This is a genomic window from Streptococcus mitis, assembly GCF_905187495.1.
GTDB classification, from domain to species: Bacteria; Bacillota; Bacilli; order Lactobacillales; family Streptococcaceae; genus Streptococcus; species Streptococcus mitis_CU.
In genome coordinates this window covers 19,768-38,012 of the sequence record NZ_CAJJIB010000006.1, presented here as the reverse complement: position 1 = coordinate 38,012, position 18,245 = coordinate 19,768, and the positions used below count along the sequence as shown (strand labels likewise).

Here is an 18,245-nt window from a genome sequence, read left to right as displayed (position 1 = left end):
CTCTTCTTGTTTGTCTTTACTTTGTTTGTTTCTATAATCTCTTAGTGTCTCATGAAAGAGATAATACTCATCTAGCCACAGACCTCCCTCACTGATACGATGACTAATCTCACCTACTTCTTCATAGGGTTCTTTATCATATCTACGCTTCTGGCTTTCTTGTTTACGGATATAGTCTAGAATTCTATTTCGGAATTTAGTTTTGAAGTATTTACGTAAACGAGGAATATCTTCTATTATTCCTTCTTCTCTACTAATCAATTCATGTAAGCAGAGCATACCCTCTTGGTCCCAATCCGATAGTTCCCATAAATGCAAGTAATATTCATTTCTACTCTTATATACAATTCCCTGGACTTCTTTATACAATTCTTTAAACATAACGTCCCCCTTTCTAGATACAGTCTAACAGATTCAGAAACACTTTTGTCCCATTTCCTCCATTCTGTTCCCTACACCGTCTAAACTGCACAAAAAAGAGAGGGCAAGCCTCTCTTTGGGTTATAATTCTGCAATTTGGTTTAGGTTTACTTCTGCAACTGTGTCATTACCAAACATAGAGATAATCATCTTCACTTTATTGTTATCAATCTCTGTAATCTTACCAGTATAGTCTGCAAAAGCACCATCAATGATACGTACAGTTTGACCAACTTCAACATCGATATCAAACTCTTGTACAGTTTGTCCCATAGAAACCAAGATATCACGGATTTCTTGTTCCAATAATGGAGTTGGTTTTGATCTATTTCCGTGAGATCCGACGAATCCTGTAACGTTTGGTGTGTTTCGAACAACAAACCAAGCTTCATCTGTCATCACCATTTCTACAAGAACATAACCTGGAAAGCGATTCTCTTCTACTTCTTTTCTCTTTCCATTTTTTTCAACTTGCACTGTTTGTGTTGGAATTTCAACACGTAAAATATTATCCAACATATTGTAGGTTTGTGCACGTTGCAATAGATTTTCTTTTACCTTATTTTCATAACCAGAATAGGTTTGTAAGACAAACCATCCTTTATCAAAACTATCCATGATACTTCCTTTCATAATAGAAGATTTCTAGCGTGAATAACTCCACAGGTCTTCTAAAAAATGTTAATAAATCGAATCAAACCTGAAACAATCAACTTGTCAAAAATATAAATAATCACAACAAAGAAAGCAGTGTATTCCATGATAGAACGAAAATCTCTCCAGCTTTCCTTGCGAGTTGGCCATGTTGTGTCTTTAAGAAGTCTAAAAATATCTCCAATAAAACGCATCGCTCTCTCCTATCTCGTTTCTCTGTGTGTAGTGTACTTACCACAATGTTTACAAAATTTATTTACTTCTAGTCGTGTTGGCTTGGGGTTTCCGCTGATCTTGATTGAATAGTTTCTCGAACCACAAACCGCACAAGCTAGGCTTGCTTTTTTTAGTGCCATAACGCCTCCATCTTATCTATTATAACAAGAAAGCCAGGCTTTGACAAGCATCTTAACGAAATAGATTGACTACCGAATCCCATATCGTTTGAGCTTTTTCCTTAATCTTCGCATCCGAGATAGCACGGCTAGCCTCATCTACCAGATTTTGTGCACGACTTCTAATATCAGAAAGGCTATTATCCGCCTGATTTTCTTCATTACTCTGTACTTGATTTCTTGTATTGGCTGGTGCAATTCCATTTTGCTTATAAGCATTTTCAACTGTAAAGGTACTTCCTGGCGTATAAGGTAAAATGGTATTTGCAATGTTTCTAAAGACATGGGCTGCACCGTTTGAAGTAGATCCTGCTAGATAGTGGCTCTCATCAGTGGTAGGGAAACCAAGCCAGTGACTAATCACTACATCCGGAGTATAACCAATCACCCACTGGTCACTTGTGTATTCCGGATTAAAAACAGCTTCAGTTGTACCAGTTTTTCCTGCCATGACATAATCTGCAGGAGATGAACTAATACCTGTTCCGTTTGTAAATGTTCCCAACATCATACTGGTCATCTTGTCAGCTACAGACTTATCAATCACCCGTTTTTGTGAATTTTTATGGCTCGCAATAACCTGACCACTAGCATTTTCAATTCTACTAATAAAATGAGCTTCCGGCATTAAACCTTCATTTGCAAAGGCAGCATACGCTTGAGCCATTTGAAGAGGGTTGGTTTCAACACCGCTTCCCAAGGCGACACCAAGAACACGATCGACCTTTTCCATGTTGAGTCCGAATTTCTCGCCCGCCTCAAAAGCCTTATCAACGCCCAAATCATTAACAGTGGCCACAGCAGGTAGATTAAGCGATTCTGCCAGGGCTTGATACATAGGAACTTCTCGACTCGTTTTGATCCCTGCATAGTTATCAACCTTATAGCTGTCATACTGCATGGTATGGTTATCCAACTGCTTATTCAAAGCCCAACCTGCTTCAACTGCCGGCGTATAAACAACTAAAGGCTTAATTGTAGAACCAGGGCTACGTTTTGATTGAGTTGCATAGTTGAAATTCCGGAATCCAGTTTTATCATTGCCAGCAACCTGACCGACAACTCCACGAACTCCCCCTGTTTTCGGTTCGAGAGCTACACTTCCTGATTGAGCAAATGTTCCATCCTCTGCCCTAGGAAATAGAGCTGTATTTTCATAGACAACTTGCATATTTGCTTGATAGTTTTGGTCCAGCTCTGTATAAATGCGGTAGCCATTATTGACAATTTCTTCCTCTGTTAGATTATACTTGGAAACAGCTTCATTAACAACCGCATCAAAGTAAGAAGGATAACGGTAATCTGAGATTTTTCCTTCATACTTATCGTGCAATTGCGAAGTCATATCAACTTCTGCAGCTTCGGTTTCTTGGTTTTTATCAATGTAACCCGCTGCAAGCATATTTTGCAAGACAGTATCACGACGATTAGTAGAATCTTCTACAGATTTCAAGGGGTTATACAGTTCCGGTCCTTTGAGCATCCCTGCCAGAGTCGCAGCTTGATCCAAACTCACTTCTGACGCAGAAACTCCAAAGTATTTCTTACTCGCATCTTCAACCCCCCACACACCATTTCCAAAATAAGCGTTGTTAAGGTACATGGTTAGAATTTGATCCTTACTATATTTTTTTGTTAATTCTAAAGCAAGGAAAAATTCTTTCGCTTTTCTCTCAACAGTTTGATCCTGCGACAGATAGGCATTTTTAGCCAGCTGTTGGGTAATAGTAGAGCCACCACCTGAACGACCAGCAGTGACAATAGCCAAGAAGAAACGACCATAGTTAATCCCGTCATTTTTATAGAAAGAACGGTCTTCTGTCGCAATAACGGCATTCTGCAAATTTTTACTGATATCAGTCAGTTCAACATAGGTTCCTTTTTGACCAGATAAGGCACCAGCCTCCTTTTCTTCACGGTCAAAAATAAGAGTTCGAGTTTTCAAGGCATTTTGCAAATCATTGACATTGGTTGACTTGGCTACAGCAAACAAATAGGTTCCAACTAGCAAGCTTGCACTCAGACCTAGTATAAGGACAATCTTTGTTAGATGATAGCGACGCCAGAATTTTCGAATCGGACCCACTTGGGCTAATTTTTTTCGATCACTGCGAGAACGACGCAAGCTAGTAGACCCAGAATCCTCTGATTCACTTGTTTCTTTTTTAAAAAGAGAAAGAAATTTCTCGAATAATTTATCTAATTTCATGCGTTTATTTTATCATCTTCATCATAGGAAGACAAGAATTTAGCTATTTCCTATCCAAATAGGGCTTTTTTTGTTACAATATCTGTATGAAATTCACATTTACATTACCAGACTCTCTACCTCAAATGACGGTAAAGCAATTACTTGAGGAACAACTCCTCATCCCTAGAAAAATCCGTCATTTTTTGAGAATCAAGAAACACATTTTGATTAATCAGCGAGAAGTTCATTGGAACGAGACGGTAAATCCTGGAGATGTTTGTCAATTGACTTTTGACGAGGAAGATTATCCCAAAAAAGAAATTCCTTGGGGCAATCCTAACCTCGTTCAGAAAGTTTATCAAGATCAACACTTGATTATTGTAAACAAACCCGAGGGGATGAAAACGCATGGTAATCAGCCAAGCGAAATCGCCCTTCTTAACCATGTCAGTGCCTATGTTGGCCAAACCTGCTATGTCGTTCATCGTCTGGACATGGAAACCAGTGGCTTGGTTCTCTTTGCCAAAAATCCTTTTATCCTGCCTATTCTCAATCGCTTATTGGAGAAAAAAGAGATTTCTCGGGAATATTGGGCACAGGTCGACGGACATATCAACGGCAAAGAAGTTGTTTTCAAAGATAAAATCGGACGTGATCGCCATGACCGCAGAAAACGAATAGTTGATACAAAAAATGGGCAATATGCTGAAACACATGTAAGCAGATTAAAGCAATTACCAAACAAAACTTCCTTGGTTCGTTGCAAACTAAAGACAGGGCGAACACATCAAATTCGTGTGCACCTTTCGCATCATAACTTCCCGATCCTGGGTGACCCTCTCTATAATAGCAAATCAAAGACGAGTCGGCTTATGCTCCACGCCTTCCGACTGTCCTTTACCCATCCGCTTACTCTAGAGAAATTAAACTTCACTACCCTATCAGATACTTTTGAAAAAGAATTAAAAAAGAATGGATGATAGCGTCATCCATTTTTAAATATTTAAAAAGCAAGACCAAAGGCCTTGCTTTTTATCGACTCATGAATTATTTAGCGATTTTTGCGAAGTATTCAAGAGTACGAACAAGTTGTGCAGTGTATGACATTTCATTGTCGTACCATGATACAACTTTAACCAATTGTTTACCGTCAACGTCAAGAACTTTAGTTTGAGTTGCGTCAAACAATGAACCATAAGACATACCTACGATATCTGAAGATACGATTGGATCTTCTGTGTAACCGTATGATTCGTTTGAAGCTGCTTTCATAGCTGCGTTCACTTCATCAACAGTAACGTTCTTTTCAAGAACAGCTACCAATTCAGTAACTGATCCAGTTGGAGTTGGAACGCGTTGTGCAGATCCGTCAAGTTTACCGTTCAATTCTGGGATTACAAGACCGATAGCTTTTGCAGCACCAGTTGAGTTAGGAACGATGTTTGCAGCACCAGCGCGAGCACGGCGAAGGTCACCACCACGGTGTGGTCCGTCAAGGATCATTTGGTCACCAGTGTAAGCGTGGATAGTAGTCATCAATCCTTCAACAACACCAAAGTTATCTTGAAGAGCTTTAGCCATAGGAGCCAAGCAGTTTGTAGTACATGAAGCACCTGAGATAACTGTTTCAGTACCGTCAAGAACGTCGTGGTTAGTGTTGAATACAACTGTTTTAACGTCGTTTCCACCAGGAGCAGTGATAACAACTTTTTTAGCTCCACCAGCGTGCAAGTGTTTTTCAGCAGCTGCTTTCTTAGCAAAGAAACCAGTAGCTTCAAGAACGATTTCTACACCGTCGTTAGCCCAGTCGATTTGTTCTGGATCACGTTCAGCAGAAACTTTGATGAATTTACCGTTAACTTCAAATCCACCTTCTTTAACTTCAACAGTACCGTCGAAACGACCTTGAGTTGTGTCGTATTTCAACAAGTGTGCAAGCATAACTGGATCTGTAAGGTCGTTGATACGAGTAACTTCAACACCTTCTACGTTTTGGATACGACGGAAAGCAAGACGACCGATACGTCCGAAACCGTTAATACCAACTTTAACTACCATTAGTGATTTCCTCCTTATGAAAATCATGAAATTTTTATTGTGAAAAGAGTAACTTGAATCACTACAAATCACCTTTCAACAAACCTATTATATAACTATTTAAGTTTAATTGCAAGTACGGGCGTTGTTTTTTATCTATACCCCACTTATTTTTCTTTCTCCTTTGAAAGCCTATACTGCTGTCTTTCTTTGTCTACCTAGTCATTTCCCACTTTCCTTTTCAGATGAAAAGTGAAAATTGAAAAGATAAAAATTATTTTCAATCTTCCAATTTTACAAAAAAGAGACAGGATTTCTCCTGCCTCTAGGCTGATAACAATTATTTACGGCGTCCTGGTCTTTCTTTGTAGCCATAGTAAGAATCTTCGATGATTTCTTGCATGTGGTCAACCATTGGAAGGCGTGGATTAGCTGGTGAACATTGGTCTTCATAAGCAAGGAAGGCCAATTCACGAGAATGTTCTTTCCATTCTTTTTCATCGATTCCTTGTTCTTTGAAGTTCATTTGGATACCTACGCGCTCACCAAGTTCGTAGACAGCTTTTGCGTAAGATTCCACACCTTCTTCTGGAGTAGAAGCTGGAAGGCCAAGCATACGTGCGATATCTTGGTATTTTTCATCTGCACGGTAGTAGTTGTACTTAGGCCATGTTGCTGTCTTAGCTGGACGTGTACCGTTGTAGCGGATGACGTATGGAAGCAAGATAGCATTAGTACGACCATGGATTGTGTGGAATTGCGCACCAATCTTATGGGCCATTGAGTGAGAAATACCTAGGAAGGCATTGGCAAAGGCCATACCAGCGATTGTTGAAGCGTTATGCATCTTCTCACGTGAGTGGAAGTCTGCATTCTTAACTGAGCTTTCAAGGTTTTCGAATACAAGTTTGATCGCTTGAAGTGCAAGACCGTCAGTGTAGTCGCTAGCCATTTGTGATACGTAAGCTTCAGTCGCGTGGGTCAATACGTCCATACCAGTGTCCGCAGCAACAAATCCAGGAACTGTCAATACCAAAGCAGGGTCTACGATTGCCACAGTTGGTGTCAATGAGTAGTCAGCGATTGGGTATTTACGGTTATTTGCTTTATCAGAGATAACGGCAAATGGTGTTACTTCAGATCCTGTACCAGATGTAGTTGGGATCGCGATGAATTTAGTCTTCTTACCAAGCAGTGGGAATTTGAAGGCACGTTTACGGATATCCATGAATTTTTGAACAAGGTCACGGAAGTCTACTTCTGGTTGTTCGTAGAAGAGCCACATTACTTTAGCAGCATCCATTGGAGATCCACCACCAAGAGCGATGATTGTATCTGGTTTGAAGGCACGCATAATCTCAGTACCACGGTTTACAGTTGTGATATCTGGATCTGGTTCTACATCAGCAAAGATTTGGTAAACAACCTTATTGCGACGAAGGTCAAGTTGTTCGATGATACGATCAAGGAAACCAAGCTCTACCATGGCATGGTCAGTAACGATCATGACACGTTCAACGTCACGACATTTTTGAAGGTATTGAATTGAATCACGTTCAAAGTATGTTTTTGAAGGAAGTTTCATCCATTGCATGTTATTTCTCCGTCTTCCGACTTTTTTGATATTCAAAAGGTTAATGGCACTAACGTTATCCCCAACTGAGTTGCGTCCGTAAGAACCACATCCAAGTGTCAATGATGGCAAGAAGGCATTATAAACGTCCCCGATACCACCGAAAGTAGAAGGTGAGTTACAGATAACACGAATAGCTTTAACAGCTTTACCAAATTCTTTAGTCAATTCTTCATCAGCTGTGTGGATAGCTGCTGAGTGCCCAAGACCGTTAAATTCAACCATTTGACGAGCCTTAGTAATACCATCTTCACGGCTTTCAGATTTCAAAACTGCGATTACTGGTGACAATTTTTCACGAGTCAATGGCTCGTTTTCACCAACTTCTTTACATTCTGCAGCAAGAATGTTTGTTCCTTCTGGAACTGTAAATCCTGCTTGCTCTGCAATCCAAGTTGCTGGTTTACCAACGATGTCAGCGTTCAATTTTGCACCAGCACAGTTTTTGCTGTTTGCTTTCACGCCGAAGCAGAATTCTTCAAGAAGTGCTTTTTCTTTTTTGTTTACAAAGTAAGTGTGATAAGATTTGAACTCTGCTACAAATTCATCGTAAATTTCTTTATCAATGATAACCGCTTGCTCTGAGGCACAGACCATACCATTATCAAATGATTTAGACATGACGATATCGTGTGCAGCTTGGCGAATGTTAGCTGATTTTTCAACATAAGCTGGAACGTTCCCGGCACCTACCCCAAGAGCTGGTTTACCACAAGAGTACGCCGCTTTAACCATGGCATTACCACCTGTTGCAAGGATTGTTGCAATACCTTCGTGGTTCATAAGGGCACTAGTTGCTTCCATAGATGGTTCAGTGATCCACTGTACACAGTTTTCAGGAGCTCCTGCTTTAATCGCAGCATCACGAACAATTTGAGCTGCGTGAGCTGATGATTCTTGAGCTGATGGGTGGAAGGCAAAGACGATTGGATTACGTGTCTTCAATGAAATCAATGCCTTAAAGATTGCTGTCGAGGTAGGGTTAGTTGTTGGAGTGATACCACAAACAACACCAACTGGTTCAGCAATAAGAGTTAAACCTGTTACATCGTCTTCTTCGATAACGCCAACTGTTTTAGTGTGACGCATGTTGTTTACTACGTGTTCACAAGCAAACAAGTTCTTAGTTGCTTTATCTTCAAATACACCACGTCCTGTTTCTTCAAAGGCATGTAAAGCCAATTCTCCGTGGGCATCCAAAGCTGCCACTGACGCTTTAGCTACGATGTAGTCGACCTGATCTTGGTCGAGTTTACGCATTTCTTCAAGAGCAACTAAAGCTTTTTGTACCAAGCCATCGACATGCTTTTCAGCAGCGAGTTTCTTTTCCTCTGGTGTCACAGTTTTTTTATCAGCCATATTTTCCTCCATAGCTTTCAAGGATTGATATCCTTTGTTAATTTTTTCACAAGTTTATTATAACGCATTATTTCGATTTTGTAAACAGTTTCATAAATATTTCACAAAGAATTTTTTAAACCTTGTGAAATATTCCTCATTTTCCTTCCTTGTCAGGTTTTTTCTTCAAAGTTTGTGAAAACAATTTCAAATATTTTTTATTTCACAAGCTTGATTGGAAGAGGAACTTGGAAAGAGATAAATTTTCTAGTAAGCGCTTACTTTTAGATGATAACAATACCTCCTTTGATAAGGAGGCTTTATTTTTGTTGAAAAACGCCTTGTTTAAAAGTCCCTTCATAAACAACTTCTTGTTCTGTTGTTAGTTTTCCTTTTCCTTCAGCCTGACCATTTACAAAATCGCCTTCGTAGGTCCAGCCTTCTTTAGATTGAAAGGTACCTTTTCCGTTGAAGGCTCCATTGTTGAAACCACCTGTATATTGGTCCCCATTTTGGAAGGTAATGGTTCCTTGGCCATTCATTTTACCACGTACAAGACTGCCGTCGTAAACAATCGTTCCATTATCAAGCTTTAGAACGCCTTTTCCGGGAATATTTAGAAAAAAGACGAGTACGGCACAAAAAACAATGGTAACTACTGCCAAAAGCTCTAAACGTGGACGAGTCAGATAGACACGATACTTTTCGTAAAAATTCTTAAGATTTTCCATCTTCACTCTCCTTCTCTAAACGTTCTAACCATGCTTGACACCCCTCTTGAACACGCTGATAGGTTTCCTCAAAATCTCCTGTATACCAAGGATCTGGAACACTTTCAGATGCAAATGAGTAAATCTTATCTTGAAAGCCTGCTGGACACATCTGACGTAAGTCAGAAACATTTGAAGCGTCCATTCCGATAATATAATCAAAGGCTTCAAAATCTTCCTTACTAATCTGAAGCGATGTCTTGCCTTTTTCATAAGGAATCTCATACTGTTGAAAAATCCCTTGAGTTCCCTTATGAATCGGATTGCCATGTTCCCAAGAAGAAGTCGCTCGACTTTGGATTTCATAATTATCTGTCATTGATTTCATAACAAACTCAGCCATAGGACTACGGCAAATATTTCCCAGGCAGACAAAGACTAGTTTTTTCATCCCATTTCCTTTCTTTTATAGAAAAACGGGAGTTAGTAATCCCGTCTTATTTTTCAATTGCACCTTCGAGTGAAGCTGTTTCTTTCAGCGGTAATACTGTCTTGATAGCAGCTAGTTCAAAAGTCAAGTAAACTCCATCTACATCAAGAACAATCGTTCTCTTCTCAGCATCTACTTCATCGACTGTCCCGTAAAGCCCACCGATTGTAATCACTTCATAGCCTTTTTGTAGTTTATTTAAGCTTTCCATACGTTTTTGTGCTTGTTTCTTTTGAGAGCGTTGCATAAAGAACATCAAGCCCAACATCGCTACAAGCATAATTAAAAATGTATAATTTGGATTCATTGTATTCTCCTTTGTCTTTTACATAGGACTACTATATCAAATTTCAGCTACTTTTACAAGATTGTACCTTGCTTTTCTAGTAAGAAAAAACCAGAGCTTGCGCCCTGATTTTTAGAATTATTTCAAGTTTTGAACGACTTTTACAAGATTTTCTACAGTAAAGCCATATTCTGCCAATACTTTTGGTGCTGGGGCAGAGGCTCCGAAGGTATCAATACCGAGAACATCACCATCGAGACCAACATATTTGTACCAGTTTTGAGTCGCACCCATTTCGACTGCAACACGACGACGAACTGCATTTGGAAGAATTTCTTCCTTGTAAGCTGCATCTTGTTTATCAAAGACATCTGTAGATGGCATGCTGACTACGCGGACTTTTGCTCCTTGACTAGCCAATTCTTTAGCAACTGAGACAGCAAGATTAACCTCTGAACCTGTCGCAATCAAGATGGTATCAAAGTCTGCTGCATTTTCATAGACAACATAGGCACCTTTTGCAACTTTATCAAAGTCTGTTCCTTCTTCAACAGTCAAGTTTTGACGTGTCAAGACAAGGGCAGTTGGTGTTTTTTCGCTTGTCACTGCAAGGTACCAAGCTGCTTGCGTTTCACGCGCATCTGCTGGACGGAAAACATTCAGATTTGGCATGGCACGAAGACCTGCTAAATGCTCAACTGGTTCGTGCGTTGGACCGTCTTCCCCAACCGCGATTGAATCGTGGGTAAAGACATAAGTCACAGGAAGACCTTGCAAAGCTGACAAGCGGACAGCTGCCTTCACATAGTCAGAGAAGACGAAGAAAGTTCCACCGTATACACGAAGTCCACCGTGAAGGGCCATCCCGTTCAAGATCGTTCCCATTGCAAATTCACGAACACCAAACTGAATGTTACGGTTCAAGCGATTGGCATCGTCTTGAAGTCCGTCAGTCTTGATATAAGTCATGTTTGAGTGAGCTAGGTCAGCTGATCCACCTAGGAAGGTTGGTAACTTAGCCGCCACAACATTCAAAGCATCCTGACTCGAGTTACGAGTTGCTTGAGAGAAGCCATTTTCTAAGGCTGGGAAGTCTGCTGGAGTCACTTCAACTGGATCACGTCCATCGATAATAGCCTCTACTTCTGCAGCCAATTCTGGATGCGCTTCTTTATAATCAGCAACTAATTTTGTCCAAGCTTGATAAGCTGATGCGCCACGATCTGCAACATTTTCTTTGAAATCAGCATAAACTTGCTCTGGGATTTCAAATGGTTCATAGTCCCAACCTAGCGCTTGGCGAGTTGCTGCAGTTTCATCTGCTCCAAGAGGAGCACCGTGTACGGCATTAGTTCCCTGTTTGTTTGGAGAACCGTATCCAATAACAGTCTTCACTTCAATCAAAGATGGCTTACCTGAAGCTTTAGCTGTTTCGATAGCAGCATGGATATCTTCCAAGTCTGTTCCATCTTCAACCAAGGCTGTATGCCAACCATAAGCATTGTAACGGTCACGAACACTTTCTGTAAAGGAATCCTTTGTCTCACCATCCAAGTTGATGTCATTTGAATCATAAAGAACAACCAACTTATCTAGTTTTTGCAAACCTGCGTATGAAGCCGCCTCACTTGAGACACCTTCCATCAAGTCTCCGTCTCCACAGATAACGTAAGTATAATGGTCAAAGATATTGTAGCCTTCGCGGTTATATTTGGCTGCCAAGAAACGTTCTGCTTGCGCAAAACCAGTAGCAGTTGAAATTCCTTGACCTAGGGGACCTGTTGTAGCATCAATTCCTGCTGTATGGCCAAATTCTGGGTGACCTGGTGTTTTTGAACCCCATTGACGGAAGCTCTTGATCTCATCCATACTAACATCTTCAAAACCAGAAAGGTGAAGAAGAGCATAAAGAAGCATTGAACCATGACCTGCTGAAAGAATAAAGCGGTCACGGTTAATCCAGTTGGGTTGAGCTGGATTGATACGAAGTTGTTTTGTAAAGAGGCTGTAAGCCATCGGAGCTGCTCCCATAACCACACCTGGGTGACCTGAGTTGGCTTTATTAATGGCGTCAATACCTAGGAAACGAATTGCATTAACAGATAGATTTGACATAGAATTTCCTTTCTATTTGAGGTGATTATTGAATCACACATTCTATTTTACTATTATATGAAAAAATACATAGAATAGCAATTAAACAATTCGACGTAAATAAGTATTCTATTTGCTATCCTCTAGTCGCCTGATAGTAGGGAAGTAAGCGTTCATAAGCATCTTCTAATTTTTCTAAAATCACTTCTAATGATTGAGTTTCTACAAAAGAAACATCTGCTTTAACTAACACTTTTCGGATTTCTTGACCGCCTACCTTCTCGACTAAGACCTGACGATTTTCTTCGCTCGCCTCCCACCGTTGACTTTGACCATCAGAGTAGACTAGATAATAAATCCCTTCAACGGTTGGAATTTCTAAAACTTTGGCTTGCTTGCCTAGAGTTTGGTCATCTTTCTTTCGCTCGATGAAACTGACTTCTAAGGAAACACCAAAATCAGAAGGATTCCCGTACAAACGTAAGGCTAGCATAGGCTCTGTCACTTGTCCGTCTCTCTGTAGATAGACCCAGAAATGTGGTCGCAAACACTGCGCTTGGTTCATCCACTGGCTAGTCTGTTGGAGTTGCCATTCTGGATGGCTTGCTTGAAAGGCTTTGGCTAGCTCTGTAAAAGCCTTTCTGGCCTCTTGACCTTTGTGGCGAAATGCCAGCATTTTCTCTCGCTCTGCTCCCGCCTTATCAGGATTACGGTACTGCAAACCAGCAAAGTCTAGATAGTCTCTTATCTTATTCAACATTAATTTAATCTCCTCCAGCTAGCAAAAAATCAGGAGAACCCTGATTTTGTTTATTCTGTATCTACAACGACATAGCGATTTGGCTCATCACCCTCAGAGTAACTAGTCACGCCATCCATACGTGAAATAATACGATGAATAATCTTACGTTCGCTATTCGACATTGGATCCGTTTGATGACTACGGCCTTCTTCTAAAACACGAGTCGCCAATTTTTGAGCATAGGTCTGCAAGACTTCTGCACGATGTTCAACATAATCATTGACATTAATAGTAATGTAGAAGGTTCTTGAATAGCGGTTATAAAGATAATTTTGAGCCAATAGTTGCAAGGCCTTCAAGACTTTGCCATGGTAACCGATAATACGACCTGGTTCGTTGGTGTCAATTTGTAAATTGATGCTACGACGGTTATAGTCATTTGAAATCGTCGCCTCAACGTCCATATCATCAATGATTGTTTGGACATAAGTCGTTACTTCCGTAGCTACTTGTTCAATGTCAAAACTCGGTTCAACCTTTAAGCCCAAATCTTCTAATTCTTGACTTTCAGTTTGTTCAGCTTGACTCTCAACAATCGGAGTTTCTACTTCTTCCCCGAAACCAGCTTCTTCAAGCTGTAATTCATTTAAAATCTCAATATGCCCAGTTTCTTCTAAAATGGTGTTAGCATGTTTTTCATTTTTCAAAATTTCAGCCTTGACTTCATCAGAAACCCCTTGGCCTTCTTCTTCAATCTTTTTAATTGCTTCAACAACATGCCCCAAATCAACGGTCGCTTGACTGACTGTTTTAACTGGTTCATTTTGTTCATTGATTTCTTTAGGAACACCCTTAACAGCTTGTTGATTTGCCTTAATGACAGTTGTTTCACTAATCGCTTCAATGTCAACCTGGGCTGGTTTTTTACCAAATAAACCAAGAAAGCCATTTTTTTCACGAGAAATGACTTTGATGTGAGCCTTCAATCTTGGGATATCTAATTCTTTCAATCCTTTCTGGATTGCTTCTTCAACAGTTGAACCTGTAAATACTACCATTACCAGATTCCTCCTTATTATTTCGTTTTCTGAGCCTTTTTCTTGGCTTTTCTTTTTCTATTTTCCAAATCTTTCTGTGCCTGAACTACCGCCTCGCGCTCTGCGATAATCTTGAATGGATTGTTCAAGAAATAGGTTTGCAAGACTTGATAAGCATTAGACACTGTCCAGTATAGGGCGACTCCACCTGGTGCATAAACTGCAAAGATAAAAATCAAGACTGGAATCCCATACATCATCGCAGTCGTAGCGCCATTACGCTCAGACAAGGCTTTGTTGGACAACCAAGTACTTAAAAAGGTAAATACAGCTGCTAAAACAGGAAGAACAAGGGTTGTATCCACACCACCAAGGTTAATCCATAAGAAATGACCTGTCTTTAAAAAGTCAACTCTTGATAGAGCTTGGAACAAGGCCAAGATAACCGGCATCTGAATCAAAATCGGCCAAAGAGAATCTGACTGTCTGACACCCATTTCTTTAAAGACTTTACGCATTTCTTGCTCTAGCTTAGTTCTGCTTTCTATATCTCGACCTGGATATTGTTCTCGAAGCGCCTTAATGCGTGGTTGAGCTTCTTGCATTTTTCTAGAAGCTACCATTTGCACCTGAAAGACTGGCAAAAGAACTGTACGAATCAAGACCGTAAAGAGGATAATTCCCACTCCGATACTGATATCAAATGATAAAAAGCGAATGATTTCCGCAAAGAAGTAAACAAATTTACTCCAAAAATCAGCCGAATCGGCTGTAATATCGCTAGTTGCCCGATTTGTTGCACAGGCTGTCATGATCAATAGGGACAGTCCTAGCAAACTAGTCAACTGTAGTTTCTTTTTCACTCCCATTTCCTTCCTGGTAAATCTTTGATAATTTTAATACGTGGAGTAGATTTTTCTCCATCTCTGCGTATCCCAAGATTTCGACTCCTTTTCGAGCAATGACAACAAAGTCGACATCTTCTACCAGACTCCCTTTTGCATTCTGGATAATATGTCTAATTCGTCGCTTGATTTGATTTCTAGTGACGGCATTCCCAAGTTTTTTGCTAACTGATAGACCTACTCGAAAATGGTTTTTCTGATTTTCTAATTGGTAGACAACAAATTTGCGATTGGCAAAACTTGTCCCCTCCTTGAAAATCGCCTTAAAATCTTTCTCTCTTTTTACACGAAAGTTTTTCTTCAAAACTCAACTCCATCTATTAAATTACTACTATTATACCATATTTTTCAAAAAAGCCAATCATAGCAAGGTTTTGGACATTTCCATCAGAAAAAGAAGCTGGAAAAATCTCTTTTCCAACTCCTTGTACGGAATCTTTTTTCTAATTTTACTTATTTTTCAATCGTTCAACGTCACGGGCAATGACCAATTCTTCATCAGTTGGAATAACCAAAACACGGATTTTCGCTGCCTCTGTTGAGATGTCTCCTGTCACACCAAAGACGTTCTTCTCTGGGTCAACATCACAGCCAAACCAAGAGATACCTGAGATAACATCTTCACGTACATTTGCAGCATTTTCACCGATACCTGCAGTAAAGATAATAGCATCTGCTCCATTTAGGACTGCAAGGTATTGACCGATATGTTTTTGGATACGGTCAACATACATTTCATAAGCCAAAGTGGCATCGTGATTCCCTTCTTCCATAGCAGCAATCACATCACGCATATCACTAGATTTACCTGAAACCCCCATCAGTCCTGATTCACGATTAAGAACGTGACTAATGTCTTCAGGCGTGTTAAAGTCCTCTGTATATTGCATTAAGTAAGGAATGATAGCTGGGTCAATATCCCCTGTACGAGTTCCCATCATCACACCACCAAGTGGAGTGAATCCCATTGAAGTATCGACAGATTGACCACCCTTAACAGCTGTAATAGAAGCACCATTACCGATGTGGCAAGTAATCAATTTCAAGTCTTCTAATGGACGACCCAAGAGTTTTGCAGCTTCTCCTGCTACAAACTGGTGACTTGTACCGTGGGCACCATATTTACGAACCTTGTTTTCTGTGTAATATTTTGTTGGTAGAGGATAGCGATAAGCTTTCTCTGGCATAGTTGTGTGGAATGAAGTATCAAAAACAACTACACTGGTAATGTCTGGCAACAATTCCTTGAAGGCACGAACACCTGCTGCATTGGCTGGATTGTGGAGAGGAGCCAACAAGCTCAACTCTTCAACTTTTTCTAAAACATCTCCCTCAACGACTGTTGATTCTTTGAAATATTCTCCACCTGCAACAACACGATGTCCAACACCTGTAATCTCGTCATAAGCCTTGATAATATCGAAACGAATCAAGTCATCCAATAAGATTTTAACAGCTTGTGTGTGATTTTCAATATCCAAAATTTGTTGTTCAGAACGACCGTCAAATTTTACAGTTGAAATTGAATCTTTCAAACCGATACGTTCAATCAAACCTTTCGCCAATACTTTTTCTTCTGGCATTAAGTATAATTGCCATTTTAAACTTGAACTTCCTGCATTGATTGCAATTGTTTTTGTCATAACATGATACCCCTTTTTAAGCGTTTTCATCTATTATAACAAAATCTATTTTATATTTCAGTACCTTGAGTCCATTTTTGAAAATTTTCTTTAAATTTCATTAAAACACTTGCATCTTGCAAGCTAGCAAGCGGATAAACAAAAGGATCTACTGCTGTTTCACTTTTCTTCTGTAAGATAAAAATCGTCTTGGATTGTTTAGCACTGGCAAAAAGATTTTCAGGCAGACTGATCATGGCAACCAGACTCGCTTCCTCTTTCAACCACCCTTTCAACAAATCACTCTGAGGACTGGTCAACAAATCACTCGGAGAGAGAAAAATAGCGTATCCATCTGACTTGAGATACTTAAGGCCTTGTTCCATGAGCAAGTGATGGGCGTAAGTATGTTCTTGGCTAGAAGCAACTTGATGACGCGACGCAACGGCGTCATCAGGATAATAGCCGACAGGCAAGTCGCTGATGACCACATCGCTTTCTTTGAGCATTTGTGGACGAACGGCATCTCCTTGGACAAAACCAGCCTGCAAACCAATTACATCTGCCATACTAGCCGCCAAATCAATCAGCAAATCATCCACTTCCATTCCCAAATAATCCACCTTTTTATCAAGCGAGGTCAAGAAAGTAGCACCCAGAATTCCCATCCCAGAACCCATTTCGAGGATCGTAATCTCCTCCTCTTTAAACAACTCTTCCACAATAAACACCAAAAGTAAAGCAATGGCATCTGGTGTAAACTGGTGATTGGCCTGTAGGGGCTCTGTCTGCCCAGCCTTCATCAAGAGAAACTGGTAGGTCTTGAGCCATTCTTCTTTGCGAAGCGCTAAGCGTTTAAGGGCTTGATTGTTCTCGTTGACCTGTTTTAGCTCCGTCTCACCATCCAGATAGATGCTGTTTTGCTCCACCAAGGCGTCATAAAAGTTGGTCGCCAAATCACTTTGAATGACTTGGACATTCTCTAGTAAATACGTATAAGCTTGTTCAATTTTTTCAAAATCCATATTCCTATCTTATCAAATTTCCCTTCTTTTTTCCATCCTTATAGAAAAATCACTCCCTGACTAGGCGAGTGATTTTTGGGCTACTGTTAAAAAGAGTTCTGAGTAATTTCCTTGAAACAGGTCTTCAGCGCTATAGAGGATCTGACTATGTACAGATGAAAAACCAAACTGGGCTAGCCTGTTTTCCAGTTCAACCAATTCAAATCCATGATGGTTAGCCTCTGTCTTGGTAAAATCAGCAAGTAGGAGTTGTCCATCTTCCTTCAAATGTTGATGAAACAGTGAGAGAGCCGCATCCAAATCAGGCATATGATGAAGAACCCGACTGACAACAATCAGATCAAACTCTTGCTCTAAGGGATTTTTCAGTAAATCTTGTTCCAAAAACTGGATATTCTTGATGTCTTGCTGCTCCGCTTTCAAACGAGCTTGTTCCAGCATTTTCTCCGAAATATCCACCAATGTTACAGACTTAGCTTGCTTGGCTAGGGGCAAGGTTAACAGACCCGTCCCTCCACCGAAATCCAAAATTTCTTTGTCTAATAGAAGATCAATCTGTTTCTCGACTGCTTGACAAACCAAGTTTGCAAGGAAGATATTTTTAGGGGAATCAAAAGTTTCTGCTTTGTGGTTAAAATCATGTTTCATATTTTTAGTTTAGCACAA

At 40.2% G+C, this 18,245-nt stretch carries 19 protein-coding genes; 1 reads left to right on the top strand and 18 read right to left on the bottom strand.

Annotation, left to right across the window (positions count from 1 at the left end; translation table 11 throughout):
* The 5 genes from JQ843_RS01545 to pbp2a all read right to left on the bottom strand — a co-directional run.
* The coding region (locus tag JQ843_RS01545; RefSeq protein ID WP_203212715.1) for a sigma-70 family RNA polymerase sigma factor at window positions 1–381 on the bottom strand (381 nt) is incomplete at its 3' end.
* 120 nt (window positions 382–501) lie between these two features.
* Window positions 502–1,038 carry a transcription termination/antitermination protein NusG gene (gene nusG, locus JQ843_RS01540; protein WP_000376740.1) on the bottom strand — a complete coding sequence of 179 codons (537 nt, stop codon included), beginning with the start codon at window positions 1,036–1,038 and terminating at the stop codon, window positions 502–504.
* A gap of 53 nt (window positions 1,039–1,091) precedes the next feature.
* Window positions 1,092–1,268 (bottom strand): preprotein translocase subunit SecE, encoded by a 177-nt coding sequence (secE, locus tag JQ843_RS01535; protein ID WP_001210990.1) that lies wholly within the window; start codon window positions 1,266–1,268, stop codon window positions 1,092–1,094.
* A gap of 9 nt (window positions 1,269–1,277) precedes the next feature.
* Entirely contained in the window at window positions 1,278–1,430 is a 153-nt protein-coding gene (rpmG, locus tag JQ843_RS01530; protein WP_001809375.1) for a 50S ribosomal protein L33, read from the bottom strand.
* Between the two features lie 52 nt (window positions 1,431–1,482).
* A complete protein-coding gene (gene pbp2a, locus JQ843_RS01525; RefSeq protein WP_203212714.1) occupies window positions 1,483–3,678 on the bottom strand; it encodes a penicillin-binding protein PBP2A in 2,196 nt (731 codons plus the stop codon).
* Between the two features lie 86 nt (window positions 3,679–3,764).
* Between pbp2a and JQ843_RS01520 the strand changes: the two genes are divergently transcribed.
* On the top strand, window positions 3,765–4,640 hold the full coding sequence (locus JQ843_RS01520) for an RluA family pseudouridine synthase (RefSeq protein ID WP_338014933.1): 876 nt from the start codon (window positions 3,765–3,767) through the stop codon (window positions 4,638–4,640).
* Window positions 4,641–4,707: 67 nt separating this feature from the next.
* Here the strand turns inward: JQ843_RS01520 and gap are convergent, their stop codons facing one another.
* From gap to JQ843_RS01455, 13 genes are all read right to left on the bottom strand, one after another.
* A complete protein-coding gene (gene gap / locus JQ843_RS01515) occupies window positions 4,708–5,718 on the bottom strand; it encodes a type I glyceraldehyde-3-phosphate dehydrogenase (RefSeq protein ID WP_033687386.1) in 1,011 nt (336 codons plus the stop codon).
* 319 nt (window positions 5,719–6,037) lie between these two features.
* Entirely contained in the window at window positions 6,038–8,689 is a 2,652-nt protein-coding gene (gene adhE, locus JQ843_RS01510; RefSeq protein WP_203212713.1) for a bifunctional acetaldehyde-CoA/alcohol dehydrogenase, read from the bottom strand.
* A gap of 299 nt (window positions 8,690–8,988) precedes the next feature.
* A complete protein-coding gene (locus tag JQ843_RS01505; RefSeq protein ID WP_020902388.1) occupies window positions 8,989–9,399 on the bottom strand; it encodes an MORN repeat-containing protein in 411 nt (136 codons plus the stop codon).
* Entirely contained in the window at window positions 9,386–9,829 is a 444-nt protein-coding gene (locus JQ843_RS01500) for a low molecular weight protein-tyrosine-phosphatase (RefSeq protein ID WP_203212712.1), read from the bottom strand. The genes JQ843_RS01505 and JQ843_RS01500 overlap by 14 nt, the downstream gene beginning before the upstream one ends.
* Window positions 9,830–9,875: 46 nt before the next feature.
* Window positions 9,876–10,175 (bottom strand): preprotein translocase subunit YajC, encoded by a 300-nt coding sequence (gene yajC / locus JQ843_RS01495; protein WP_203212711.1) that lies wholly within the window; start codon window positions 10,173–10,175, stop codon window positions 9,876–9,878.
* 117 nt (window positions 10,176–10,292) lie between these two features.
* Entirely contained in the window at window positions 10,293–12,269 is a 1,977-nt protein-coding gene (tkt, locus tag JQ843_RS01490) for a transketolase (protein ID WP_203212710.1), read from the bottom strand.
* Window positions 12,270–12,384: 115 nt separating this feature from the next.
* A complete protein-coding gene (locus tag JQ843_RS01485) occupies window positions 12,385–13,008 on the bottom strand; it encodes a ribonuclease P (RefSeq protein ID WP_203212709.1) in 624 nt (207 codons plus the stop codon).
* Between the two features lie 50 nt (window positions 13,009–13,058).
* Window positions 13,059–14,048: an RNA-binding cell elongation regulator Jag/EloR gene (jag, locus tag JQ843_RS01480; protein WP_045606671.1), complete on the bottom strand. Its 990-nt coding sequence runs from the start codon at window positions 14,046–14,048 to the stop codon at window positions 13,059–13,061.
* A gap of 17 nt (window positions 14,049–14,065) precedes the next feature.
* Window positions 14,066–14,890, bottom strand: a complete 825-nt coding sequence (locus tag JQ843_RS01475; RefSeq protein WP_203212708.1) for a membrane protein insertase YidC — start codon at window positions 14,888–14,890, stop codon at window positions 14,066–14,068.
* Window positions 14,865–15,236: a ribonuclease P protein component gene (gene rnpA, locus JQ843_RS01470; RefSeq protein WP_061590180.1), complete on the bottom strand. Its 372-nt coding sequence runs from the start codon at window positions 15,234–15,236 to the stop codon at window positions 14,865–14,867. The genes JQ843_RS01475 and rnpA overlap by 26 nt, the downstream gene beginning before the upstream one ends.
* 145 nt (window positions 15,237–15,381) lie before the next feature.
* Complete coding sequence (locus JQ843_RS01465) at window positions 15,382–16,575, bottom strand: acetate kinase (protein WP_203212707.1); 1,194 nt, start codon at window positions 16,573–16,575, stop codon at window positions 15,382–15,384.
* A 50-nt stretch (window positions 16,576–16,625) separates the two neighbouring features.
* On the bottom strand, window positions 16,626–17,579 hold the full coding sequence (locus JQ843_RS01460; protein ID WP_084928151.1) for a class I SAM-dependent methyltransferase: 954 nt from the start codon (window positions 17,577–17,579) through the stop codon (window positions 16,626–16,628).
* Window positions 17,580–17,639: 60 nt separating this feature from the next.
* Window positions 17,640–18,227, bottom strand: a complete 588-nt coding sequence (locus tag JQ843_RS01455; protein WP_203212706.1) for a class I SAM-dependent methyltransferase — start codon at window positions 18,225–18,227, stop codon at window positions 17,640–17,642.
* Window positions 18,228–18,245 lie beyond the last annotated feature (18 nt).